Raw genomic sequence first — 23,325 nt, 5'->3', positions numbered from 1 at the left:
GAATCCAAGATGAGCCCCACGGCCGTCCCCGCGGCGCGCGATCGCCTGCGCATCGCCATCCAGAAATCCGGTCGCCTCAGCGATCCGGCGCGGGCACTGCTCGCGTCCTGCGGCCTGTCCTGGCGCGAGAGCCGCGACAAGCTGTTCTGCTACGGCGAGACCGCGCCGGTCGACCTGCTGCTGGTGCGCGACGACGACATTCCCGGCCTGCTGGCCGACGGCGTCTGCGATTACGGCATCGTCGGGCGCAACGTGCTGGAAGAACAGGCCGCCGTCCGCGCCGCGTCCGGCAAGCCGCAGGTGTCCAGGGAGATCCTGCCGCTGGGCTTCGGCGGATGCCGGCTCGACATCGCGGTGCCCGATGCCTGGGACTGGGAAGGCCCGCAGCAACTGCAGGGCAGGCGCATCGCCACCAGCTATCCGGGCCTGCTCGCGCAGTGGCTGGCTTCGCACGGAGTGGAGGCCGGCATCGTCGAGCTGTCCGGGTCGGTGGAAATCGCGCCGCGCCTGGGACAGGCGGACCTGATCTGCGACCTGGTGTCCAGCGGCGCCACCCTGGCCGCCAACCAGCTCAAGCCGGTGCAGACGATCATGCGCAGCGAGGCCGTGCTGGCCGGTCCGGTGCAGCCTTTCGCCGACATCCGCGGTGAATTGGCGCAGCAACTGCTGCGCCGCCTGGACGGCGTGCTGCGGCTGAAGGACAGCCGGCTGCTGATGTTCCAGGCACAGCGCAGCGAGGTGCCGGCGCTGCTCGAACTGCTGCCCGACGCCGACCAGCCGACGCTGCTGCAGGTCGACGGTGCCGACACGCTGGCGCTGCAGGCGCTGTGCCACGGCGCCATGACCTGGCAGCGGCTGGAGGATCTCAAGCGCGCCGGTGCGCGCGGGCTGATGGTGCTGCCGGTCGAGAGGATGCTGGCATGAGCCCGGCGCTCGCCCAGCGCCTCGACTGGACGCGGCTGGACGCAGCGGCGCGCACGCAGGCGCTGCAACGTCCGGTGCAGGCCGTGGCTGCGCAGACGCGCGACGCGGTCGCGGCCCTGGTCGAGGACGTGCGCGCTCGCGGCGATGCCGCGCTGCTGGAGATCACGCAGCGCTTCGATGGCGTCGCCCTGGACGCCATCGAAGTGTCCGCCGACGAATTCGCAGCGGCCGAGGCCGCCGTCCCGCTGCAGCTCAAGGCGGCGATGGAGGAGGCTGCCGCCCGCATCGAGCGCTTCCACCGCGCCGGCATGGTGCAGGGCTATGCGGTGGAAACCGCCCCCGGCGTGGTCTGCGAGCGCGTGGTGCGCGCGATCGCGCGGGTCGGCCTGTACGTGCCGGCCGGCAGCGCCCCGCTGCCGTCCACCGCGTTGATGCTGGGCGTGCCGGCGCGACTGGCCGGTTGCCGCGAAGTGGTGCTGTGCACGCCGCCGCGCCGCGACGGCACGGCCGATCCTGCGGTGCTGGTGGCCGCGCGGATGACCGGCGTGCACCGCGTGTTCAAGCTCGGCGGTGCCCAGGCGATCGCGGCCATGGCGCTGGGCACGGGCAGCGTGCCGCGCTGCGCCAAGCTGTTCGGCCCCGGCAACAGCTACGTCACCGAAGCCAAGCAGCAACTCGCCCAGGCTGGCGCGGCGGCGATCGACATGCCGGCCGGGCCTTCGGAAGTCCTGGTGATCGCCGACGCCGGCGCCGATCCTGCTTTCGTCGCGGCCGACCTGCTGTCGCAGGCCGAGCACGGGCCGGATTCGCAGGTGCTGCTGCTGAGCGACAGCGCCGACCTGCTCGATCGCGTCGAGCGCGAACTCGCGGATCAGCTGGCGATGCTGCCGCGTGCCGGGATCGCGCGCCAGGCATTGGCGCAATCGCGGCTGCTGCGGGTGGAGACGCTGGAGCAGGCCTTCGACATCAGCAACCTCTACGCGCCCGAGCACCTCATCCTCGCCCTGCGCGATCCGCGCGCCTGGCTGGATCGGGTGCAGGTTGCGGGTTCGGTATTCCTGGGCGACCACACGCCGGAAGCCCTGGGCGACTACTGCAGCGGCACCAACCACGTGCTGCCCACCAATGGCGCCGCGCATGCCTACAGCGGCGTCTCGGCGGCGAGCTTCCAGAACTTCGTCAGCGTGCAGTCGGCGAGCGCGTCCGGCATCGCCGGCATCGGCGACTGCGCAGTGACCCTGGCCGAAGCCGAGGGGCTGGAGGCGCATGCCAACGCCGTGCGCCTGCGCCTGGCGGCCACGCGGGAGGCGGCATGAGCGTCGATCCTGGCGATCCCCTGTCGCTGGTGCGCGAGGACCTGCGCGATTTCGCCGGCTACAGTTCGGCGCGCAGCGCCAGGCTGCAGGGCGAGATCTGGCTCAACGCCAACGAGTCGGCGTGGGCGAACGCCGCGGACATGGACGCAGGCTGCAGGCGCTATCCCGATCCGCAGCCGGCGGCGCTGCGCGATGCGCTGGCCGCGCTCTACGGCGTGCGTGCCGAGCAACTGGTGGTGGGGCGGGGCAGCGACGAAGCCATCGACCTGTTGGTCCGTGCCACCTGCCAGCCCGGCCGCGATGCCGTGCTGGTGACGCCGCCGGTGTTCGGCATGTACGCGGTGAGCGCGCGCCTGCAGGGCGCGCCGCTGGTCGAGGTGCCCCTGCGCGACGATGAGCGCGAAGGCCTGGTGCCGGATCTCGAGGCCATCGGGCGCGAGGCGCTGGCCCGCGGAGCGAAGCTGGTGTTCCTGTGTTCGCCGTCCAATCCCGGTGGCGCGGCGATTGCGCTGGACGACATCGTCGCGCTCGCGCAACGGCTCGCGGGTCGTGCCCTGGTGGTGGTCGACGAAGCCTATGGAGAGTTCTCGGACGTGGCGTCGGCCACGACCCTGCTCGACGCGCTGCCCAACCTGGTGGTGCTGCGCACGCTGTCCAAGGCCCACGCGCTGGCGGCTGCGCGCATCGGCGTGGCCATCGCCGCGCCTGCGCTGATAGCCGTGCTGCGACGCTGCCAGGCCCCGTACCCGGTGCCGGGCCCGGTGGCGAAGATCGGGGTGGAGGCGCTGTCGCCGGTGGCACTGGCCCAGACGCGGCAGCGCATCGCGCAGGTCCGCGACGAGCGCGAGCGCCTGCGCCAGGGATTGAGCGGCATGGCGGGCGTGCGCCGCGTCTACCCCTCGCAGGCCAACTTCCTGCTGGTGCGCTTCGAAGACGCCGACGGCGCGTTCGCGGCGCTGCTCGCGGCCGGCATCGTGGTCCGCGACCAGCGCGCAGCACCCTCGCTGGGCGACGCGCTGCGGATCACCGTGGGTACGCCCGAACAGAACGACCGCGTGCTGTCCGTGCTGTCCGGCGCGACAGCCGCGAGGACACCACAAGCGACCGCCGCTGGAGAGATCGGCTGATGGCCACCAGGATCCTGTTCGTCGATCGCGACGGCACCCTCATCGAGGAGCCGGAGGATTTCCAGATCGACGCCTACCACAAGCTGCGCTTCGTCAAGGACGTGATTCCGGCGATGCTGAAGCTGCGCGATGCCGGCTTCGAGTTCGTGATCGTCAGCAACCAGGACGGCCTGGGCAGCGAGGGCTATCCGCGCACATCCTTCGACGGGCCGAACGACCTGATGCTGCAGGTGTTCGAAAGCCAGGGGATCGTGTTCCGCGAGGTGCTGGTCGACTGCAGCTGGCCGGCCGACAACGCGCCCACGCGCAAGCCGGCCCTGGGCCTGGTGCAACACTACCTGCGCGATCGCGGCATCGACCTGGACCGCTCGGCGATGGTCGGCGACCGCGAGACCGACCTGCAGTTCGCCCGCAACCTCGGCATCCGCGGCTTCCAGCTGCGCACCGCCCAGTTCGGTGGCGAGTGGGACTGGCCAGGCATCGCCCACGAACTGGCCGACGCGCCGCGCCGCGCACGCGTGCAGCGCAACACGAAGGAGACGCGCATCAGCGTCGAGATCGACCTCGACCGCGCGGCCGAGGCCGAGGTCGCCACCGGCCTGCCGTTCTTCGACCACATGCTCGACCAGATCGGCAAGCATGGCGGCATCGCGCTGAAGGTGCGCGCCGAGGGCGACCTCCACATCGACGAACACCACACCATCGAGGACACCGGCATCGCGCTGGGCCAGGCGCTGAAGCAGGCCCTGGGCGACAAGCGCGGCGTCGCGCGATACGGCTTCACCCTGCCGATGGACGAGACGCTGGCCAGCGCGGCCCTGGATTTCGGCGGGCGTCCCTACCTGGTGTTCGATGCGACGTTCCGGCGCGAGCGCGTGGGCGATATGCCGACCGAACTGGTCGGGCACTTCTTCCGCTCGGTCTGCGATGCGGCCGCGCTCAATCTCAACCTGAGGGTCGAGGGCGAGAACGACCACCACAAGGTCGAGGCCCTGTTCAAGGCCTTCGCGCGTGCCTTGCGCATGGCGGTGCGGCGCGAGGGCGCCGACCTGCCCAGCACCAAGGGCGTGCTGTGATGCGCGGAAGGCAAGCATGAAGCTCGTCCTCGTCGACGCAGGCGGCGCCAACCTCGGTTCGGTGCGCTGCGCGCTGGAACGCCTGGGCGTAGTGCCGGAGCTGTCGGCGGACGCGGAGGCGATCCGTGGCGCCGATCGCGTGATCCTGCCGGGCGTCTCCACCGCCGCCACCGTGATGGGGCGTCTGCGTGCCCTGGGGCTGGTCGATACGCTGCGCGGGTTGCGCCAGCCGCTGCTGGGCGTCTGCGTGGGCATGCAGTTGCTGTTCGAACACTCGGAAGAAGACGACACGGACTGCCTCGGACTGCTGCCGGGGCGCGTGCGCCGCATTCCCGGCGGGCCGGGCCTGCGCGTGCCGCACATGGGCTGGAACCGGCTGCAGCTGCATCGCCCCGACCCGCTGCTGGCAGGATTCGGCGAGGGCGAGTACGCCTACTTCGTCCACAGCTACGCCGCCGGCACGACCGACGATTGCATCGCCGGCAGCCATCACGGGCAGCCGTTCGCCGCCGTGGTCCGTCGGGGCAACGTGATGGGCGCGCAATTCCACCCGGAGCGCTCGGCCTCGGCCGGTGCGCGCCTGCTGCACAACTTCCTGACACTGGAGCCGGCATGAGCAGTTTCATCCTGTACCCGGCGATCGACGTGCGCCACGGGCGGATCGTCCGCCTTGCCCAGGGCGACTACGCGCAGGAGACGCGCTACGGCGACGACCCGCTGGCGTTGGCGCAGGCCTACGCGGCGCAGGGCGCCCGCTGGCTGCACCTGGTCGACCTGGACGCCGCGCGCGCCGGCGGCTACACCCTGCTGGAGCTGGTGCGCGATATCGTCGATAGCAGCGGCCTGCAGGTGCAGACCGGCGGCGGCGTGCGCTCGCGCGACGACGTGCAGAGGATCCTCGATGCCGGCGCGGCGCGCGTGGTGGTCGGCTCGCTGGCGGTGCGCGAGGCGGAGATGGTCTGCGGCTGGCTCGACGAGTTCGGGGCCGAGCGCATCACCGTCGCCCTCGACACCCGCCAGGACCGCGAAGGCACCTGGCGCCTGCCGGTGCACGGCTGGACCGAAACCGCGGCCGGCACCCTGCAGGAGATGGCGCGGCGCTATGCCGGCCATGGGCTGGCGCACCTGCTGTGCACCGACATCACCCGCGACGGCATGATGACCGGCCCCAACCTGGCGCTGTACCGGCTGCTGGCCGACGAGGTGCCCGGACTGGCGCTGCAGGCCTCCGGCGGCGTGCGCGATCTTGCCGACGTGGTCGCCGCCCGCGACCAGGGCTGCGCCGGCATCGTGCTGGGCCGTTCGTTGCTGGAGGGCCGTCTGCAGCTGCCGCAGGCGCTGGCCGAGGCCGGCGCCGGAGCGCCGCGCTGATGCTGGCACGGCGGATCATTCCCTGTCTGGACGTGCGCGACGGGCGCGTGGTGAAGGGCGTGCGCTTCCGCGACCATGTCGACATGGGCGACATCGTCGAGCTGGCGCTGCGCTATCGCGACGAGGGCGCGGACGAACTGGTGTTCTACGACATCAGCGCCACGCCGCAGGGGCGTTCGGTGGACCGCGGCTGGGTCGAGCGCGTGTCCTCGAACATCGACATCCCGTTCTGCGTGGCCGGCGGCATCCGCGACGTGGAGACGGCGCGCGCGGTGCTGCACGCCGGCGCGGACAAGATCTCGATCAACTCGCCTGCGCTGGAGCGGCCCGCGCTGATCTCCGAGCTGGCGACCGCGTTTGGAGTGCAGTGCGTGGTGGTCGGCATCGATTCGATCCGCGAGGCCGACGGCGAGTGGAGCGTGCGCACCCATACCGGCGATCCGGACCGGATGCGCGCACCCGCGGTCCGCACCCTCGACTGGGTAGTGGAAGCGCAGCGGCTGGGCGCGGGCGAGATCGTGCTCAACTGCATGGACAGCGATGGCGTGCGCCGGGGCTACGACCTGGTGCAGCTGGGCGCGGCGCGGGCGCTGTGCCAGGTTCCGCTGGTGGCTTCCGGGGGTGCCGGCGAGCCCGTGCACTTCCGGCAGGCTTTCGCCGAGGCCGACGTCGACGGCGCGCTGGCCGCAAGCGTGTTCCACAGCGGCAGCATCCGCATTCCCGAACTCAAGCGGTACCTGCAGGACAACGGCGTGGAGGTGCGCAATGGATGAGGCCACGGACGCGACCGTCCCGGACGGCGTGGCGGCCCTGGACTGGGCCAAGGGCGACGGCCTGCTGCCGGCGATCGTCCAGGACGCGCGGACCCTGCGCGTGCTGATGCTCGGCTACATGGATCGCGCGGCGCTCGAAGCCACGCTGGCGACGCGACGGGTGACCTTCTTCAGCCGCAGCAAGCAGCGGCTGTGGACCAAGGGCGAGTCTTCCGGGCACTACCTGGAGCTGGTGTCGCTGGATGCGGACTGCGACCGCGACACGGTGCTGGTGCTGGCCCATCCGCAAGGACCGACCTGCCACCTCCAGCGCGAGAGCTGCTTCCCCTCGGCGCCTGGCGCGGCGCTGGCCGAACTCTCGGCCCTGGTCGAACGGCGCCGCGACGAGATGCCCGAAGGCAGCTACACAAGCCGGCTGTTCGAAGGCGGCACGCGCCGCATCGCGCAGAAGGTTGGCGAGGAGGGCGTGGAGACGGCGCTGGCAGCCGTGGCCGAGGACGACGATGCGCTGCTGGGCGAGGCGGCCGACCTGCTGTTCCATCTGCTGGTCCTGCTGCGCGCGCGCGGACTGGGGCTGGAGGACGTGGAAGCGAAACTGGCGACGCGGCGGCGCTGAGGGCGCCGGCAACGACGATCGGTTTCGCGTTCGTCCGGGAGCGCCATCGACGCGCCATTACGCCGCGCTGATCGACGTCCTCACGCAGTCGCGGCCGTTGGCCTTGGCCGCGTACAGCGCCTTGTCGGCCGTCTCCAGCGCATCGTCGATATCGTCGGCCGCGTCGGGTGCCACCGTGTGTACGCCGATGCTCGCCGACATCCTGACCTGGACGCCATGCGCTTCGCAGGGTTCGTCGACCAGCGAACGGCGCACGTCCTCGGCCACCGCCACCGCGCCGCGCAGGTCCTGGCTGGGCAGGACCACCACGAACTCCTCGCCGCCGTAGCGCGCCAGCAGCGCGTCGTGCGGGCGCAGCACGCGGCCGACGCGGCGCGCCGCCCAACGCAGGCATTCGTCGCCGACCAGGTGGCCGTGACGGTCGTTGATCGACTTGAAGTGGTCCAGGTCCACCATCAGCAGCGACAGCGGCCGGCGCGCCTCGCGGCACTGCGCGAGCATGCGGTCGAAGCCCTCGTGGAAGTAGCTGCGGTTGAACAGACCGGTGAGGCCGTCGCGCCGGCTGGAGTCCTGCAGCTTCTCGTGCGCGTCCTTGAGCTGCACCAGCGCCTGCTGCAGTTCCTGGGTGCGACGCGCCACGTTGCGCTCGAGCTGGCGGTTGGCCTCGCTGGTGATGCGCTGGTTCTCCTGGCGCAGCTGCGCGTAGCGGTAGCCCAGCGCCACCGACAGCAGCAGCATCTCCAGCGCCGAGCCGATCTGCACGCCGTACTCGGTGGCGAAGTTCTTGGGCAGGGCGCCGAAGGCGAGCAGGGTGAAGATCGCCGTGCCGAGCAGGAACATCGACCAGGCCAGGAGCAGCAGCCTCGCCGGCGTGTAGCCGCGCCGCAGGACATGCAGGGTGGTCAGCACGATCCAGACCACGCCGACCAGGACCGCGCGCGAGGCGATCGGCGTGGACACGCGGTAGGGCAGCCAGATCGAGGCGACGCCGAACACCACGAAGAATCCGATCAGTCCGATCGTGACGAGGTTCAGCCGAGGCGCCCGCTGCGGCAGTTCCAGGAACGTGCGCGCGAACTGCAGCATCGCGATCAGCGCCAGGCAGATCGAGATCGGCACCATGTGGTCGGCCATCCACGGCGACGCCGGCCAGAGGTACTCGAAGCCCAGCCCGTTGAGCGTGAACAGCACCAGGCCGAATGCGGTGATGTGGCACAGATACCAGAAGTAGCTGGCGTCGCGCAGCGAGAGCCACAGCACCAGGTTGTAGAAGAACAGGGCGAGCAGGATGCCGTAGTACAGGCCGATGGCCAGCTGGGCGTCGCGCGAGACCTCGGTGAACGCAGTCTGCGTGTACAGCTGCAGCGGCACCTGCATCGAACTCTGGCTCTGCACGCGCACCAGCAGTTCCACCGGCTGCCCCACGGGCAGGTCGACCAGCAGGTTGGGGTGGCGGTAGCGCACGCTGCGCTCGGCGAACGGCACGTGGTCGCCGCCGACGTGGTGGATGATGCGTCCGTCGGGATAGCGCAGGTGGATGTCGAGCCGGTCGCTGAGCGGGTATTCCTGCACCAGCAGCCAGCGCTGCTCGTCCGGATTGCGGTTGACGATGGTGGCGTGGAACCAGAACGCGCCGCTCTGGAACCCGAACGCATCCTTGCCGCCCGGCAGCGGCCGGAAGTCGCCATTGGCCGCGCGCCGCCATGCGTCCTCGGCCCTGTCGGAACCGGTCGTGTCGTGCCGGTAGGCGAGATAGGGAGAGAGGGATGCCGCCGTCACCGCAGGCGTCAGTTCCAGATCGGCCTGGGCCGACGCCGGCAGGCTCGACCCCACCATCGCCAGGGCCAGCAGCCACCACAGGGCCAACCTCATCGCGTATCCGTCGTGCGAACCATGGCGTTCCATCCGTCGTCCAGCCGGCACCCAGTCCAAACGATGACCGACGGCATAATGGGACAAATCCAGCAAAAAAGGGGGAGCCGGATGCACCAGCCGCGCCATATCGCGGGACTGCTGCTCATCGTCGCGGCGGCGCTCGCGCCGGCGTGGGCCTGCGAACGTGGCACCGTCTTCGAGGATCTCGATGGCGACGGCCGCCGGGGCGGGCATGAGCCGGGGCTGGCGGGGGTGCGCGTTTCGGATGGTCGGGAAATCGTTTCCAGCGATCGTGGTGGCGGCTGGCGGCTGTCCTCGTCCCCTCGGCAGCCCGTGTTCCTGATCAAGCCCGCCGGCTTCTCGGTTCCGGCCGGAGCCGATGGCCTGCCGCGCTTCTGGCGCGCCGTGGGCGAGACCGGGTGCGACTTCGCCCTGCAGCGGCGCGAGTCGCGGTCCGGCCTGAAGGTGATCGTGAGCAGCGATCCGCAGGCGGGCACGGCGCGCGAAGTCGACTACTACGCCCGGATCGCGGCCCGCGGTTTCGCCGCGCACCGCGATGCCGCGCTCGGCCTGACCCTGGGGGATGTGGCCAATGACGACCTGTCGCTGTATCCATCGCTGGTGGCCGCGACCGTGGCCGCCGGCGTGCCCTGGCTGCACGCGCCCGGCAACCACGACCTCGATCCGGAAGCGGAGGACGACGCCGGCTCGCTCTCCGGCTTCGCCCGGGTGTTCGGACCCGACAGTTTCGCCTGGGAGGAGCGCGAAGCCGCGTTCGTGATGCTCGACAACGTGGTGGCCCTGCCCGGGCAGCGCCCGGCCTATGTCGGCGGTCTGCGCGAGGACCAGTTCGCTTTCCTCGAACGCTATCTCGCCGGGGTGGACCGCGACCGGCTGCTGGTCCTGGGTGCGCATATTCCCTGGTTCGACACCGCCTCGCCGGGCGAGCCGCCGTCGCTGCGGCCGCAGGACCGCGCCCGCCTGTTCGCCCTGCTGCGTCCGTTCCCGAAAGTGCTGCTGCTCAGCGGTCACCGCCATGCGCAGCGCATGGTCTTCCACGACGCGGACAGTGACTGGCGCGGCGATGCATCGCTGCGCGAGTACAACGTCGGGGCGATGAGCGGCGCCTACTGGTCGGGCGTGCCCGGCGCCGACGGCATACCGCACTCGACCATGGCCGATGGCACGCCGCGCGGCTTCGCGACGCTGCACATCGACGCTGGCGGGGACTATCGACTGGCCTGGCATCCCACTTCATTGCCCGAGGACGACCCCGCGCTCACCCCGGCCATGGCCCTGCACGCGCCGAAGGTGCTGCGCAACGGCGCCTATCCGGCCTGGGGCGTGTACGCCAACGTCTTCCTGGGCCATGCGGGCACCCGCGTGGAATTCCGGGCCGACGACGGCGAGTGGCGCCCGATGCGGCACTGGCCCGCGCCCGATCCGCGCCTGTTGTTGGAGAACACGCGCGACGATCTCGCAAAGGCACTGCGCGCGTTCGACCGCTCGGCCGAAGCGGAGGCATCGACCCATCTGTGGCGCGGCGCGCTGCCGACCCGCCTGGGTGCGGGCGAACACCGGGTCGAGGTCCGTGCCTTCGACGACCAGGGCGGCGAGCATCGCGCCAGCATCGTCTACCGGCTGGAGGACGCCAGCCTGCCGCCCGGCACCGGCGTCGCGCCCTCGCCCTAGAGCGGGTGCGGATAGGGCAGGTGCGGGCCGCGCACCAGGCGCGCTTCCCAGGCGTGCAGGCGCGCGGCGATGTCCTCGCCAATGGAGATCTGCGGGAACGACGGCTCCACATCCTCCGAGGTCTCGCGTCGCGCCACCTGCCGCTTCGCGTACTCGAAGGCGCCCACCAGGCCTTCGTCGCGGTTGAAGCCTTCGACCAGCAGTGCACGTCCGAACCAGGTAGCGCTGCCGCTGTCGCCGCAGCCGAACGAGGGACGGTCGTGGCGCGCCGCGGTGATCACCAGCGCCGCCGGTCCGGCCAGATCCCGAATGAAGCCGCCCGAATAGCAGGCCGACACGATCAGCAGCCGGTTGCGGATGCCCGAAGCGTCGAGCGCCTCGCGCAGTTCCGCGGGCCGCAGTGCGGCATCGCCGTGGCCGGCGAGCCGCAGCGTCAGCGCGTGGTCGCGACTGCCGTGCGAGGTGATGAACAGGAGCAGGAGGTCTTCTTCCGGATCCATCAGCTGGCCGAGGCCCTGCAGCGCAAGACGCAGGTTCGCCGGGGTGGCCAGCGGTCGCGGATCCTCCTCGAGGCTGCGCGGATGGTTGACCAGCGCCATCGCGCGCCCACCGGCGCCGTAGCGGGCGGTGACCAACTGCTCGAAATAGAGCGCCTCGTTGCGGAACACGTCCTCGTCGCCGTCGCCGGCCACCGCGATCGCGTAGAGGTCGGGCCTGCCCGGTTCCGGTGGGGGCATCTGACGGAGGCGGGACTCGATGAGGTCGCGATCGCGCCGCGCGACGGACGACGTCGCATCGTCCGCGGCGGCGGGGCATGTGCCGAGGCAGGCGAGCAGGCCGAGGCAGGCCGTTGCGGCGATCCGACGAAGGCCGGGGCGCCGCAGGAGACTCATCCGGGCTGGATGCCGTCGAAGCCGGTGACGCGCAGGTGCCCACCGTGCTCGCCGGTGCGGGGCTGCGGATAGTCCTCGGGCCGGTCGACCAGGACAGTCCGCATCCCGGCCTCCCGCGCGGCATCGAGCTCGGCCACCACGTCGGACAGGAACAGGACGCCGGCCGGCGCCACGTCCAGCGCATCCGCGATCCGCGCATAGCTGTCCGCCTCGCGCTTGCCGCCGATGGCGGTGTCGAACCAGGCGGAGAACAGCGCGGTCAGGTCCCCTGCATCGGTGTGCGCGAACAGCAGCTTCTGCGCCGGCACCGAACCGGAGGAGTACACGGCCAGCCGGTGGCCGGCGGCATGCCAGCGGCGCAGCGCGTCGGTGGCGTCGGGATAGACCGGCGCGGTGAAGTCCGCGCTCGCGTAGCCGGCCTCCCAGACCATGCCCTGCAGCGCCTTGAGCGCGGTGTGCTTGCGGTCCTCGTCGATCCAGCCCTGCAGGGTCTCGACGATCATCGAGTCCTGGCACAGGCCACCGTTCTCCAGCGCCACCTGGTCCAGCCAGCGCCGTACTTCCGGCTCCTGCCCGTGCTCGCGCACGAAGCGGGGCAGCTCGCGCCGGGCGTAGGGAAACAGCACGTCCTTGACGAAGGAGATGCTGCTGGTGGTGCCTTCGATGTCGGTGAGGATGGTGGTCATGTCGTCTCGTTGCGCAGGTCGCGCGCCCGCAGGAGCCGCGCGTGCGCGTACGCTCAGCCGGCGTCCTTCTCGTAGCGCGGGAACTTCCGCGCGATGTCGGTGCCGGTGAAATGGCCGATCCAGCCGTCGGGCTGCTGGAAGAAGCGGATCGCCACGAAGCTCGGCTCCGCGCCCATGTCGAACCAGTGGGTGGTGCCGTCCGGCACCGCGATCAGGTCGTTCTTCACGCATTCGATCTCGTAGACCCGGTCGTCCACGTGCAGGGTGAACAGGCCCGAGCCCTCGACGAAGAAACGCACCTCGTCCTCGTTGTGGTAATGCTCGTCGAGGAACTTGCCGCGCAGTTCGTCCTTCTTCGGGTTGTCCGGCGCGATGCTGATCACGTCGACGGTGGTGAAGCCGCGCTCGGCGGAAATGCGGTCGATGTCGGCGCGGTAGGCGGCCAGCACCTCCTCGGACGAGGCGCCAGCGGCGACCGGCTGGCTGGCCTGCCAGCGCTCGAAGTGCACGCCGATCTTCGCCAGTTCGCGGGCGATCTCGTCGCCATCGTGGCTGGTGAACTCGGGGGCGTCCGGATTGGCGTCGGAGAAGATGCGGAGTCGGCTCATGGCGGTCGGCTTGCGTGAACGGCAGGAAGTCAGGCTATCAGCAGGAGCGGGCCGCCGGGAGGCAGCGGATGGAACGCGGGCGTTGCGCGCATGCGCCGGTGGATCAGCGGTGCACGCCCAGCCGGCGCAGCTCCAGCTCGCATCCCAGCAGGAACTCGAAGGCCTCCAGGTGGCGACGGGCCTCGCCCATGTCGCGGCCCCAGGCATAGAGGCCGTGGCCATCGATCAGGTAGCCCCACATCGGTCCCTTGTCGAGCAGGGCATCGACCTGGGCGGCGAGGGTGGGCATGTGCTGGCTGTTGGGCAGCACCGGGACGTCGACCGCGGTTTCGTGGGTCTCGTTGCCGCGGAAGGCCTTGAGCAGTTCGTAACCTTCCAGGCGCAGGTGGCCGGCGCCGGCGAACAGGCGGGAGGCCACGGTCTGGTTGCGCGAATGCGTATGCAGGATGCAGCCCACGTCGGCGAAGCGCCGGTACAGCTGGGTATGCAGCAGGGTCTCGGCGGAGGGGCGGTGATCGCTGCCCACCGCGGCGCCGTCGAAGTCGACGACCATGATGCCGTCGGGCGTCAGCCGGCCCTTGTCGCGGCCGGACACGGTGATCGCCGCATGGCGTTCGTCCAGGCGCGAGGAGAAATTGCTGCTGGTCGCCGGCGTCCAGCCGAGTTGCGCGAGCTCGCGCACGTTGCTGATGATCTCGCCGGCGCGTTCGCGCAGCAGGTCGGCATCGAAGGGCAGGTCGTTCATGCCGCAAGTGTATCGCCGCGGGGCAGGCGCGGCGATGCCAGGGCGTGGTGCGCCGACGCTAGGCAGCGGCGCGGCGCCCGAAGCCGCGATAGGCGGCCCAGGCCAGCAGCGCGATGATCACCGCACCCACCAGGATGTCGGTGTCCGACGACCAGGCCAGCAGGCCGCAGGCGATCAGTGCGCCCATGCCGAAGACGCGGTCGCTGCCCTGCGGGCGACGCTCGCGGGTGCCGAACAGCAGGCTCAGTCCGGCCGCGGCGTAGGCCATGATCACCAGGGTCACCGCCATCTCGATGATGGTGCCGAACTGTTCGCCGACGGTGGGCGCGCGGGTCAGGATCGAGATCGCGGTCATCGACAGCACGATGATGAACAGGCCCCAGCCGGCCGCACCGTTGGGTCGCAGGCGGCCGAAGATGCCCGGCAGGAAGCCCCGATCGGCCGCGCGCGCGCCCGACTCGCCGGTGACCAGCATCCAGCCCCCCAGCGTGCCGGTCGCTTTCAATGCCGCGGCGGCTGCGATCAGCGGGACCGCCCAAGGGCCGAACATGCTGCCGGCCACCAGCGCGAACGGTGCGCTGGACGCGGCCATGTCCGCCGCGGGCACGATGCCCATCATCAGCACCGAGGAGACCAGGTAGATCGCGCCGGCGATCAGGATGCCGCCGAGCGTGGCGATCGGGACGTTGCGGTCCGGATCGCGGACCACGCCCGCCACCATCGCACCGGTCTCCAGGCCAATGAAGGCCCAGAATACGGGGGCGAGGGAGCTGAACACCACCGACAGGTCGCTGCGGCCGCTGACGTTCCAGCTGGCGCGGTAGATCTCAGGGTCGAAACTTGCCCAGCCGGCGATCAGCACCGCGGCCACCGGCATCAGCCCGAAGATCACGCAGAACGACTGGAAACGCGCGATCGAACGCGGCCCCAGCAGGTTGAGGGCGAACATCAGCCAAAGCAGCGCGATCTGGCCGACCAGACGCACGCTGCCGCTGTCCTCGATCGGCAGCAGGATCACCAGGTAGCCGAACGCGGCCACCGCGATCGCGTTGTTGCCGATCCAGGATGACAGCCAGTACATCGTGGTGGCCACGAACCCCATGTCCCGGCCCAGCGCGGGGCGGATGTAGTCGTCCGGCGAGGTGAGGTCGGGATACTGCCGCGCGAGCCGCGAGAACGCCGCACCCAGCACCACGGCCAGCACCGTGCCCAGCAGCCAGGCCAGCGCGGTCACGCCGCCGACCTCCGCCAGGGACGCGGGCAGCAGGAAGAAGCCCGATCCGATCATGTTGTTGGCGACCACGAACGTCGCGAGGACGGGGCCGATCTTCTTGATGCTGGTGGCCGTCATGCGGGATTCCGGGGCAGGAACGCCGACGGCGCCACCAGGGCGCCGTCGGTCGAGGAACTCAGGCGACGTTGAGCCGGCTGTGTCGATAGCCGTACAGGAAGTAGATCGCCTGGCCGATCAGCGTCCAGCAGACGAAGATCACCCAGTGCTCCATGAACGACTGCAGGAACAGGAACAGGCAGGCCACCACGCCCAGCGGGCAGACCAGCCAGAACAGCGGCACCCGGAACGGGCGGGTCAGGTCGGGCCGGGTGAAGCGCAGCACAAGCACGCCCAGGCACACCGTGGCGAATGCGATCAGGGTACCCATCGAGACCAGCTCGCCCAGCACGCTCAGCGGCATGAACCCGGCCAGCAGGCAGGCCAGCACGCCCACCACGATGGTGCCCACATGCGGCGTCTGGTGCTTCGGATGCACGCGGCCGAACATGCGCGGCATCAGGCCGTCGCGCGACATCGAATAGAAGATGCGCGGCTGCGCCATCAGCATCACCAGGATCACCGAGGACAGACCGGCGATCGCGCCGATCTCGACCGCGGTCTTGAGCCAGCCCAGGTTGGCGCCGGGATCGGCACGCATCGCCAGCTCGAGGGCGGTTGCCACGGGCTTGGCGGTATCCAGTTCGCGGAACGGCGCCATGCCCACCAGCACCGCGCACACGGCGATGTAGATCAGGGTGCAGGCCGCCAGCGAGCCGAGGATGCCGATCGGCATGTCGCGCTGCGGGTTCTTGGCTTCGCCGGCCGCGGTCGAGACCGCGTCGAAGCCGATGTAGGCGAAGAACACGATGGTCGCGGCGCGGAACACGCCCTCCATGCCGAACTGGCCGGGTCCCTCGTTGGCGGGGATGAACGGGGTCCAGTTGGCGGGATCGACGTACATGACGCCGAAGCCCAGGAAGGCCGCGATCACGGCCACCTTGATCGCCACCACGATGCCGTTGACGAAGGCCGACTGGGTGATGCCGACGTAGCACAGCCCGCTCACCGCGGCCACGATCAGCACCGCGGGCAGGTTGATCAGGCCGGCGGTGCGCACGAAGCCCCCGTCGGCCCAGGTGATCGGCGCGGAGGCGAGTTCGGCGGGGAAGGGCAACCCCAGCGTGGTGGTCAGGAAGCTCACGAAATAGCCCGACCAGCCCACCGCCACAGTCGACGATGCGAACAGGTACTCGAGCACCAGACACCAGCCGATGAACCAGGCCACGTACTCGCCGAGCGTGGCATAGGAATACGAGTAGGCGCTGCCGGAGACCGGCATCATCGCCGCGAACTCGGCATAGCACAGGCCGGCGAAGGCACAGGCCAGGCCGGCGAGCACGAAGCTGAGCATGATCGCCGGGCCGGCGTGGTTGGCCGCGGCCTGGCCGGTGAGCACGAAGATGCCCGCGCCGATCACCGCACCGACGCCCAGCAGGACCAGATGGCGCGCGGTCAAGGTGCGCTTGAGCGTCACCTCGCCCTGCAGGGAGCCCTCGACCGGTTCGCCGGCATCGACATGCGGCGCCGGCTCGACCGGCTTGACCCTGAACAGACTTCTCGACATCGGTGGTTCCCTGGAGATGGACTTGAGGGCGCCGCTGGGGGTCGGCCGCGGAATCGTTACCGCCGCTACCTTGCCAAACGGCGAACCGGGGCACAAGCGCGCTGACGATGCGCGACAATCGCCGCCCATGACCTATGACACTGGAGCGCCGCGACCTTGAGCGACGAGAGCAACGATGCTGGACGGCTGGCCGAGGGGCTGCTGGCCTATGCCCGTCGCCACCCCGGGCAGGCTGACGTCGCGGGCGATTTCGCAGCGCTGCTGGAGGAAGGCGACAGGGCGTTTCTGCGTGATCGCCTGGATGGCCACTTCACTGCCTCGGCCTGGCTGGTCGATCGCACGCAGCAGCGGGTGCTGCTGACGCACCATCGCAAGCTCGGCATCTGGGTGCAGCTTGGCGGGCACGCCGATGGCGACCTCGACCTGCGCCGGGTCGCACTGCGCGAGGCCGAGGAAGAATCGGGTTTGACAGGCCTGGTTGTCGATCCGGAGATCTTCGACCTGGACCGTCACTGGATTCCCGAGCGCAAGGACGTCGGCGGGCACTGGCACTACGACGTGCGCTACGTGGTACGCGCCGGCGCGAACGAGGCCTTCGTGGTCAGCGATGAATCGCACGCGCTGGCCTGGCGCGGGATCGACGCGATCGCCGCCGATGCCGCGGCCGATGCGTCGCTGCGGCGGATGGCGCAGCGCTGGCTGGCGCGGGCGGGTCGACCGGAATGACGGGTGCCGCGCGGCATCCACCATGCCTGCCGTGGCGCGCGCCTCAACGGCGGGCAGCCACCTCGTCGATATGGTGGAGCAGGTCGGCCGGATCGTCGTAGACGCGGAACGCGCCGGAGCGCTCCAGTTCCTCGCGGCCATAGCCGCCCGACAGCAGCCCCACGCCCAGAGATCGCGCCCGCTGGGCCGCGAGCATGTCCCAGATGCTGTCGCCGATCACCAGCGAGTGGGCGATGTCCACGCCCAGGCGGTCCGCCGCGGCGAGGAACAGGTCGGGATCGGGCTTGGCGTAGCGCACCTGGTCGCGGGTGACGACCGGTACCTTCGCCGGATCCACACCGAGCGCGGCGATGTTGGGTGCCGCGGTCTCCATGCGGCCGCTGGTGGCGATCGCCCAGGGAATGTTCTCGGCGGTCAGGAAGGCCAGCAGTTCGGGCGCGCCGGGCAGGGGGCGGATCGCCCCGGCGGCCGCCTGCCGGTTGTAGGCCTCCGCATGCCAGGCGCGCAGGCGCTCGAGGCGGTCGGCGGTGATGTCCAGCCCCGTCTCGCGCAGCAGGATGTTGGTGAACAACCCGCCGCTCATGCCGATCTTGCGGTGGATGCGCCAGACCGACAGGTCCACGCCCTCGCGGTCGAGCGCCTCCTTCCAGGCCAGGACGTGCTGGTAGACGCTGTCGACGAGGGTGCCGTCGAGGTCGAACAGGAAGGCGGTGGAGATGCGTGGCATGGGCTGCTCCTGCAGACGTGGGGCGGGGACGCGTAGCCCAGCATGCCGCAGCGTGCGCAGCCCCCGCGTCAACGCGCGGCCGCGCCCTCAGTACAGCACGCGCGTGCGCAGCGTCCCCTCGATCGCGTTGAGCGCCGAGCGCAGGCGCGCGGTGATCTCCGGGGTGGAGGCGATGTCGATCACCACGTAGCCGACCTTGGCGTCGGTGCGCAGGAACTGGCCGTCGATGTTCACGCCCTCGCGCGAGAACAGCTCGTTGATGCGCGACAGCACGCCGGGCACGTTGCGGTGGATGTGCAGGATGCGGTGGCTGCCCGCGTGTTCGGGCAGGGTCACCTCGGGGAAGTTGACCGCCGAGAGCGTGCTGCCGTTGTCGCTGTAGCGCACCAGCTTGGCCGCGACCTCGGTGCCGATATTGTCCTGGGCTTCCAGCGTGCTGCCGCCCACGTGCGGGGTCAGGATTACGTTGTCGAAGCGGGTAAGCGGCGATTCGAACGCATCGCCATTGCCCTTGGGCTCGATCGGGAACACGTCCACCGCCGCGCCGCCGACCTGGCCCGATTCCAGCGCCGCGGCCAGCGCGTCGATGTCGACCACGGTGCCGCGCGAGGCGTTGATCAGGTGGGCGCCGGGTTTCATCTTCGCGATCTGCGCGGCGCCGAACATCATCTGCGTGGCCGGGGTTTCAGGCACGTGCAGGGTGACGACGTCGGAGCGCTCGAGCAGATCGTCCAGGCCCGCTGCCGCGCGCGCGTTGCCGAGCGAGAGCTTGGTTTCCACGTCGTGGAAAAGCACATGCATGCCCAGCGACTCGGCGAGTACGCCCACCTGGGTGCCGATGTGGCCGTAGCCGACGATGCCCAGGGTTTTGCCGCGCACCTCGTGGCTGCCCAGCGCCGACTTGCTCCAGCCGCCGCGATGGCACTCGGCGTTCTTGAGCGGGATCCCGCGCATCAGCATGATCGCCTCGGCCACCACCAGTTCGGCGACGCTGCGGGTATTGGAATAGGGGGCGTTGAATACCGGGATCCCGGCCAGTTCGGCCGCGTCCAGATCGACCTGGTTGGTGCCGATGCAGAAGCAGCCGATCGTGATCAGCTTGCGCGCCTCGGCCAGCACCTCGGCGGTGAGCTGGGTGCGCGAACGGATGCCGACGATGTGCGCGTTGGCCAGCTTCTGCTTCAGCTCCTCGCCGGCGAGCGACTTGGACAGCAGTTCGACCTGCTCGTAGCCGGCCGCGGTGAACACATCGACCGCACTCTGGCTGATGCCTTCGAACAGCACGACGCGGATGTCCTGTTTCGGGAACGAGGTCTTCAGGGGCGTCATGCGAGCAGGCATCCGGCGGCGGGGAGCCCTGCATTATTCCAGATGCGGCACCGCGTTTCCGCAGCGCACAAGCGTTTTTTAGGCTGCGGCGCGGAACGCCGGTGCGCGATAGGCGGAACACCAGCAGGCGCGGGCCATCGTTGCGTTCGAAACGATGCCGACGCAGGCGCCGCGTAAGGTCGTGGCCGGCGGCGCGCGTACGCTTGCTGGACGCGCCCGGTCGCGGCTGGCACGCTTGCGCTCCCTCCCGCAGCGCGTTGTCCCGATGACCGATCCGCGCCTGGCGGCGCTTGTGCAGGCCCTGCCCGAACTGCGCCTGCTGACCGACGCCGCCGACCTCGAACATTACGGCCGCGACTGGACCCGTCGCTGGACGCCGGCCCCGCTGGCCATCGCGCTGCCGACCTCGGTCGAGCAGGTGCAGGCGGTCGTGCGCTGGGCCCGCGAGCATGCCGTGGCCATCGTGCCTTCGGGGGGACGCACCGGCCTGTCCGGCGGCGCGGTCGCGGCGCATGGCGAACTGGTGCTGAGCCTGGAGCGGATGAACCGGGTGCTGGGCTTCGACCCGATCGACCGCACGCTCACGGTGCAGGCCGGCATTGCGCTCGAGGCGGTGCACAACGCCGCGCGCGAGCACGGGCTGGCCTACCCGGTGGATTTCGCCGCGCGCGGGTCCTGCAGCATCGGCGGCAACATCGCCACCAATGCCGGCGGCATCCGCGTGATCCGCTATGGCAATACCCGTGAATGGGTGGCGGGTTTGAAGGTGGTGGACGGCCGCGGCGAGCTGCTCGATCTCGGCCGTGGCCTGGTCAAGAACTCCAGCGGCTACGACCTGCGCCACCTGATGGTCGCGTCCGAGGGCACGCTGGGCATCATCGTCGAGGCGAGCCTGCGCCTGACCGATCCGCCGCCGCCGACCAGCGTCATGCTGCTGGCGCTGCCGGATTTCGCCGCCCTGATGCAGGTCTTCGCCAGCCTGCGCCAACGCCTGCGCCTGGAAGCCTTCGAATTCTTCACCGACCGCGCCCTGCACCATGTGCTCGCGCACGGCGCGCACAACCCGTTCGACGAAACCCACCCGTATTACGTGGTCACCGAGTTCGCCGCTGGCGAGGCCGAAGAGGCGGCCGCGATGGCGGCGTTCGAGCATTGCGTGGGCGAGGGCTGGGTGCTGGACGGCGTGATCAGCCAGAGCCAGGCGCAGGCCGCGCAGCTGTGGCGCCTGCGCGAGGGCATCACCGAGAGCCTGGCGCCGCACGTGCCCTACAAGAACGACGTCTCGGTACGCATCTCGGCGATGCCGGCGTTCCTGGCCGAGGTGCAGGCGCTGCTGTCGGCCGAGTATCCGCACTTCGACGTGGTCTGGTTCGGCCACATCGGCGACGGCAACCTGCACATCAACGTCCTCAAGCCCGTCGACATGCTGCAGCCCGGATTCGTGGCCGAGTGCGAGCGGGTGACGAAGCTGCTGGCCGGCGCGCTGCAGCGCCACGGCGGCAGCATCTCCGCCGAGCACGGCATCGGCCTGGTCAAGAAGCCCTATCTGGGTTCGACCCGCAGCGAGGCCGAGCTGGCGCTGCTGCGCGGCATCCGTGGCGTGCTGGATCCGGACGGGTTGCTCAATCCGGGCAAGCTGTTCGATCCGCAGTAGCGAGGACGTGCGTCTGCCGCCACGTCGCGTGCGGCAGGGCGATGCCGGCAGCATCCGTCCCGACTGCGGCCCGCCGAGCCGGGCGTTCAGCCGATGGCGCTGGCATCGCGATATGCTGCGCGCCGTGATGAATCCGGGGAATTTCCCATGAAGCGTTTCCTGCTGGCTGCCGTCGTGCTCGCCTGCGCCGTGCCGGCCTGGGCCGGGAGTTTTGCCGGGACCACGGGCGGGGCCACCTCGGCCGGCAGCTCGGCGTCTTCGGGCAGCAGTTCGGGCGACGACAAGCTGGTGCTGGCCGCGCGCGACGATGCGGCGCTGTTCGTCGCCAGCGAGGGCGCCATCCGTGGCGTTCGGCTGGAGGCGGCGCTGCGTCAGCTGCGCGAGCGCGATCAAGCGGCACGCGCGGCGACCGACCTGGCCCTGGCGCAGGCGATCCTGGCGCGCTGAAGCCGGCGCTGCGCCGGATGTTGCGCGCGGCCTGCCTTGCCGGCCTGTTGATCTGCGCCGGCCCGTCCTGGGCGGCGTTGCGCGTCGCGGTGGACACGGCCGGCATGTCGCCGCGGGAAACCGCTGCCACGCAGGAGCTGGTGGATGCCGCGCTGGCGCGCCTGCCACCCCGACTGCTGGCGGAACTCGATCGCGAGGTGCCCCTGCGCTGGCGCGACGACCTGCCGACGCGGGTGCATGGCCGGACGCGCGGTGGCGCCATCGCCTTGGACCGCGCCCTGCTCGAGGGCTGGGTGCAACGCGACCCCAACGCCGTCGACGATCCCCGCGCACGCGCCGCGCTTGCCGCGCTGCTGCACGAGCTGGCGCATGTCCATGACCGCTCGCCCGCAGGCGGCCTGTCGGCGGATCCGCGGCTGCTCGACCTGGCCGGCTGGCCGGTGCGGCCGCTGCGCCTGGGCCTGCGCGCGGGCCGCAACGATTTTCGCGACCGCAGCCCCGACCCTTACGAGCTCGCGTCGCCAGCGGAGTTCGTCGCGGTCAACCTCGAACACTATCTGCTCGACCCCGAATACGCCTGCCGCCGCCCGGCGCTGCACCGTTACTTCGCCAGTCGCCTGGGCGCGCCGCCGGCGTTGCCGGACGCGGCCTGCGCCGACGCGCTGCCGTTCGTGGCGGCGGCGCATGGCGGCGACCCCGGCCTCGACCTGCTGGCGCTCGATCCCGCACGGGTCGTCGCCGTGGAGTACCTGCTCGCGGAGCCGGCCCGCTCGCCGATGAGCCGCTGGGGACACGGCATGCTGCGGCTGGTGGTCTGCGCGCCGGATCGCGCGCCGGGACCCGACTGCAGGCTCGATCTCGACCACCACCTGGTGCTGTCGTTCCGCGCCTTCGTCGACGATGTGCAGGTGTCGAACTGGCGCGGACTGACCGGGCGCTATCCCTCGCGCCTGTTCGTGCTGCCGCTGGCGCAGGTGGTGGACGAGTACACCCGGGTCGAACTGCGCGGCCTGCGCTCGGTGCCGCTGCGGCTGGCGCCGGGGCAGGTCGCGGCCGTGCTCGAGCGCGCGGCGCAGGTGCACTGGGGCTACGACGGGCGCTACTACTTCGTGAGCAACAACTGCGCGGTCGAGACCTGGAAGCTGCTCAACGACGCGCTGCCGGCGCTGTCGCAGCGGCCGCTGCGCAGCGTCACGCCGACCGGTCTGCTGCGGCGGCTGCAACGGGCCGGCATCGCCGACGCCTCGGTGCTCGAGGATGCGGAACAGGCGCGACGCCTGGGCTACCGGTTCGAGTCGATGTCGCGCTATTTCCAGGACATGTACGCGGTCGCCGCAGCCGAGCTGGCGCTGGCGGGCGGCGACGCCGAGGGATGGCTGCGGCTCGATCCGCTGCAACGTCGCGACTGGCTGGGGCGTGGTGGACTGCGGGCGACCGCTGCGCTGCTGGTCTTGGAGGAGGCCGCGCTCAGGCGCGAACAGGTCGAAGCCCGCGATGCCTTGCGACAGCGCTATTGGCGCGAGGACGCGATGGAGGGACAGGTCGCCGGCCTGCTGCAGGCGCTGTGGTCGGACGGCGCCGGCGCAGGGCGCCCGGCGGGACTGCTGCCCGGCGCCGGCTATGGCTTGCCGCAGGGGCAGGAGCGGGCGGTGCTGGGCATGCGCGTGGCCGAGGGCGATGCGCGCCTGCGCGCCGCGCACGATGCGCTGCATGAAGAGGCGCGCGCCTGGCTGCCGGCGCGGCAGCGCGCGCGCCTGCAGGCGACGGAGGAAAACATCGCCAGACTCGGCGAACGCCTGCGCCACCTGGTTGCGGCGCCGCCGGCCTGAGGCCGGCGCGCGCC

22 protein-coding genes are annotated in these 23,325 nt (G+C 70.7%); 13 read left to right on the top strand and 9 right to left on the bottom strand.

Translation table 11 applies throughout. The features are described from left to right. The first annotated feature begins 9 nt into the window (after nucleotides 1–9). Genes hisG through hisIE form a run of 8 tightly spaced genes read left to right on the top strand, consistent with a single transcriptional unit; the run spans nucleotide 10 to nucleotide 7,203 of the window. On the top strand, nucleotides 10–924 hold the full coding sequence (hisG, locus tag ACQYVW_RS01890) for an ATP phosphoribosyltransferase (protein ID WP_434933419.1): 915 nt from the start codon (nucleotides 10–12) through the stop codon (nucleotides 922–924). Further along, a complete protein-coding gene (hisD, locus tag ACQYVW_RS01885; protein WP_434945875.1) occupies nucleotides 921–2,240 on the top strand; it encodes a histidinol dehydrogenase in 1,320 nt (439 codons plus the stop codon). The genes hisG and hisD overlap by 4 nt, the downstream gene beginning before the upstream one ends. After that, nucleotides 2,237–3,367, top strand: a complete 1,131-nt coding sequence (gene hisC, locus ACQYVW_RS01880) for a histidinol-phosphate transaminase (protein ID WP_434945874.1) — start codon at nucleotides 2,237–2,239, stop codon at nucleotides 3,365–3,367. Before hisD ends, hisC begins: the two co-directional genes overlap by 4 nt. Continuing rightward, the gene (hisB, locus tag ACQYVW_RS01875; protein ID WP_434945873.1) at nucleotides 3,367–4,443 is read left to right on the top strand and encodes a bifunctional histidinol-phosphatase/imidazoleglycerol-phosphate dehydratase HisB; all 1,077 of its coding nucleotides are present in this window, start codon (nucleotides 3,367–3,369) and stop codon (nucleotides 4,441–4,443) included. Before hisC ends, hisB begins: the two co-directional genes overlap by 1 nt. Nucleotides 4,444–4,459: 16 nt before the next feature. Beyond that, nucleotides 4,460–5,059: an imidazole glycerol phosphate synthase subunit HisH gene (gene hisH / locus ACQYVW_RS01870; RefSeq protein ID WP_434945872.1), complete on the top strand. Its 600-nt coding sequence runs from the start codon at nucleotides 4,460–4,462 to the stop codon at nucleotides 5,057–5,059. Beyond that, a complete protein-coding gene (gene hisA, locus ACQYVW_RS01865; protein WP_434945871.1) occupies nucleotides 5,056–5,814 on the top strand; it encodes a 1-(5-phosphoribosyl)-5-[(5-phosphoribosylamino)methylideneamino]imidazole-4-carboxamide isomerase in 759 nt (252 codons plus the stop codon). The genes hisH and hisA overlap by 4 nt, the downstream gene beginning before the upstream one ends. Beyond that, the gene (hisF, locus tag ACQYVW_RS01860) at nucleotides 5,814–6,587 is read left to right on the top strand and encodes an imidazole glycerol phosphate synthase subunit HisF (protein WP_434945870.1); all 774 of its coding nucleotides are present in this window, start codon (nucleotides 5,814–5,816) and stop codon (nucleotides 6,585–6,587) included. Before hisA ends, hisF begins: the two co-directional genes overlap by 1 nt. Continuing rightward, on the top strand, nucleotides 6,580–7,203 hold the full coding sequence (hisIE, locus tag ACQYVW_RS01855; RefSeq protein ID WP_434933412.1) for a bifunctional phosphoribosyl-AMP cyclohydrolase/phosphoribosyl-ATP diphosphatase HisIE: 624 nt from the start codon (nucleotides 6,580–6,582) through the stop codon (nucleotides 7,201–7,203). The genes hisF and hisIE overlap by 8 nt, the downstream gene beginning before the upstream one ends. A gap of 57 nt (nucleotides 7,204–7,260) precedes the next feature. Here hisIE and ACQYVW_RS01850 read toward each other — a convergent pair whose 3' ends face one another. Then, on the bottom strand, nucleotides 7,261–9,075 hold the full coding sequence (locus ACQYVW_RS01850) for a sensor domain-containing diguanylate cyclase (protein ID WP_434945869.1): 1,815 nt from the start codon (nucleotides 9,073–9,075) through the stop codon (nucleotides 7,261–7,263). A 111-nt stretch (nucleotides 9,076–9,186) separates the two neighbouring features. Between ACQYVW_RS01850 and ACQYVW_RS01845 the strand changes: the two genes are divergently transcribed. Next, entirely contained in the window at nucleotides 9,187–10,770 is a 1,584-nt protein-coding gene (locus ACQYVW_RS01845) for a calcineurin-like phosphoesterase C-terminal domain-containing protein (protein WP_434945868.1), read from the top strand. Here ACQYVW_RS01845 and ACQYVW_RS01840 read toward each other — a convergent pair. The 6 genes from ACQYVW_RS01840 to ACQYVW_RS01815 all read right to left on the bottom strand — a co-directional run bounded on the left by ACQYVW_RS01840 (nucleotide 10,767) and on the right by ACQYVW_RS01815 (nucleotide 16,599). Beyond that, nucleotides 10,767–11,507 (bottom strand): C13 family peptidase, encoded by a 741-nt coding sequence (locus tag ACQYVW_RS01840; protein ID WP_434945867.1) that lies wholly within the window; start codon nucleotides 11,505–11,507, stop codon nucleotides 10,767–10,769. The two genes, ACQYVW_RS01845 and ACQYVW_RS01840, sit on opposite strands and share 4 nt — an antisense overlap. Nucleotides 11,508–11,659: 152 nt before the next feature. Then, nucleotides 11,660–12,349, bottom strand: a complete 690-nt coding sequence (gene mtnC / locus ACQYVW_RS01835; RefSeq protein WP_434945866.1) for an acireductone synthase — start codon at nucleotides 12,347–12,349, stop codon at nucleotides 11,660–11,662. Between the two features lie 53 nt (nucleotides 12,350–12,402). Next, nucleotides 12,403–12,957, bottom strand: a complete 555-nt coding sequence (locus ACQYVW_RS01830) for a 1,2-dihydroxy-3-keto-5-methylthiopentene dioxygenase (RefSeq protein WP_434933407.1) — start codon at nucleotides 12,955–12,957, stop codon at nucleotides 12,403–12,405. 103 nt (nucleotides 12,958–13,060) lie between these two features. Then, complete coding sequence (locus ACQYVW_RS01825) at nucleotides 13,061–13,702, bottom strand: methylthioribulose 1-phosphate dehydratase (RefSeq protein WP_434945865.1); 642 nt, start codon at nucleotides 13,700–13,702, stop codon at nucleotides 13,061–13,063. Nucleotides 13,703–13,760: 58 nt separating this feature from the next. Beyond that, the gene (locus ACQYVW_RS01820; RefSeq protein WP_434945864.1) at nucleotides 13,761–15,053 is read right to left on the bottom strand and encodes an amino acid permease; all 1,293 of its coding nucleotides are present in this window, start codon (nucleotides 15,051–15,053) and stop codon (nucleotides 13,761–13,763) included. A 58-nt stretch (nucleotides 15,054–15,111) separates the two neighbouring features. Next, a complete protein-coding gene (locus ACQYVW_RS01815; RefSeq protein WP_434945863.1) occupies nucleotides 15,112–16,599 on the bottom strand; it encodes an amino acid permease in 1,488 nt (495 codons plus the stop codon). A gap of 156 nt (nucleotides 16,600–16,755) precedes the next feature. Between ACQYVW_RS01815 and ACQYVW_RS01810 the strand changes: the two genes are divergently transcribed. Beyond that, a complete protein-coding gene (locus ACQYVW_RS01810) occupies nucleotides 16,756–17,325 on the top strand; it encodes an NUDIX hydrolase (RefSeq protein WP_434933403.1) in 570 nt (189 codons plus the stop codon). 43 nt (nucleotides 17,326–17,368) lie between these two features. On the opposite strand, the gene ACQYVW_RS01805 is transcribed toward ACQYVW_RS01810, so the two are convergent. Then, nucleotides 17,369–18,052: an HAD family hydrolase gene (locus ACQYVW_RS01805; RefSeq protein ID WP_434933402.1), complete on the bottom strand. Its 684-nt coding sequence runs from the start codon at nucleotides 18,050–18,052 to the stop codon at nucleotides 17,369–17,371. Between the two features lie 87 nt (nucleotides 18,053–18,139). Next, the gene (gene serA, locus ACQYVW_RS01800) at nucleotides 18,140–19,381 is read right to left on the bottom strand and encodes a phosphoglycerate dehydrogenase (RefSeq protein WP_434933401.1); all 1,242 of its coding nucleotides are present in this window, start codon (nucleotides 19,379–19,381) and stop codon (nucleotides 18,140–18,142) included. A 265-nt stretch (nucleotides 19,382–19,646) separates the two neighbouring features. Between serA and ACQYVW_RS01795 the strand changes: the two genes are divergently transcribed. The 3 genes from ACQYVW_RS01795 to ACQYVW_RS01785 all read left to right on the top strand — a co-directional run bounded on the left by ACQYVW_RS01795 (nucleotide 19,647) and on the right by ACQYVW_RS01785 (nucleotide 23,311). After that, nucleotides 19,647–21,035 (top strand): FAD-binding oxidoreductase, encoded by a 1,389-nt coding sequence (locus ACQYVW_RS01795; protein WP_434945862.1) that lies wholly within the window; start codon nucleotides 19,647–19,649, stop codon nucleotides 21,033–21,035. 147 nt (nucleotides 21,036–21,182) lie between these two features. Next, complete coding sequence (locus ACQYVW_RS01790; protein WP_434933434.1) at nucleotides 21,183–21,482, top strand: DUF2388 domain-containing protein; 300 nt, start codon at nucleotides 21,183–21,185, stop codon at nucleotides 21,480–21,482. A gap of 17 nt (nucleotides 21,483–21,499) precedes the next feature. Beyond that, complete coding sequence (locus ACQYVW_RS01785; protein ID WP_434945861.1) at nucleotides 21,500–23,311, top strand: DUF7844 domain-containing protein; 1,812 nt, start codon at nucleotides 21,500–21,502, stop codon at nucleotides 23,309–23,311. The last annotated feature ends 14 nt before the right edge of the window (nucleotides 23,312–23,325 follow it).

This window comes from Luteimonas campi, from assembly GCF_051162505.1.
GTDB lineage: Bacteria > Pseudomonadota > Gammaproteobacteria > Xanthomonadales > Xanthomonadaceae > Luteimonas.
The sequence above is the reverse complement of the archived record's forward strand: the minus strand, read 5'-3'. Positions and strand labels throughout refer to the sequence as shown.